The 689-nt window shown below is 64.4% G+C and carries 1 protein-coding gene; it reads left to right on the top strand.

Annotated features, from left to right (window positions below; translation table 11 throughout):
* A partial coding sequence (locus ACM6LU_RS39175; RefSeq protein ID WP_414942921.1) for an immunoglobulin domain-containing protein occupies positions 1-689 on the top strand: 689 nt, incomplete at both ends.

Genomic DNA, 689 nt, shown 5'->3' with positions numbered 1-689 from the left:
TGCTCCGTGATGCACGAGGCCCTGCACAACCACTACACCCAGAAGAGCATCTCCAGGAGCCCCGGCAAGAGGGGGAGGAAGCGCCGGTCCGGCAGCGGAGCCACCAACTTCAGCCTGCTGAAGGAGGCCGGCGACGTGGAGGAGAACCCAGGACCAATGGTGCTGCAGACCCAGGTGTTCATCTCCCTGCTGCTGTGGATCAGCGGAGCCTACGGAGCCATCCAGATGACCCAGTCCCCCAGCTCCCTGTCCGCCAGCGTGGGCGACAGGGTGACCATCACCTGCAGGGCCAGCCAGGGCATCAGGAACGACCTGGGCTGGTACCAGCAGAAGCCCGGCAAGGCCCCCAAGCTGCTGATCTACTCCGCCAGCACCCTGCAGTCCGGAGTGCCCAGCCGGTTCTCCGGCAGCGGCTCCGGAACCGACTTCACCCTGACCATCAGCTCCCTGCAGCCCGAGGACTTCGCCACCTACTACTGCCTGCAGGACTACAACTACCCCTGGACCTTCGGCCAGGGCACCAAGGTGGAGATCAAGAGGCAGCCAGCCGTGACCCCATCCGTGATCCTGTTCCCTCCCTCCTCCGAGGAGCTGAAGGACAACAAGGCCACCCTGGTGTGCCTGATCTCCGACTTCTACCCCCGCACCGTGAAGGTGAACTGGAAGGCCGACAGAAACAGCGTGACCCA

Origin of the sequence: Amycolatopsis sp. cmx-11-51, from assembly GCF_047608665.1 — a bacterium.
Taxonomy (GTDB): domain Bacteria; phylum Actinomycetota; class Actinomycetes; order Mycobacteriales; family Pseudonocardiaceae; genus Amycolatopsis.
This window is presented reverse-complemented; position numbering and strand designations above follow the sequence as displayed.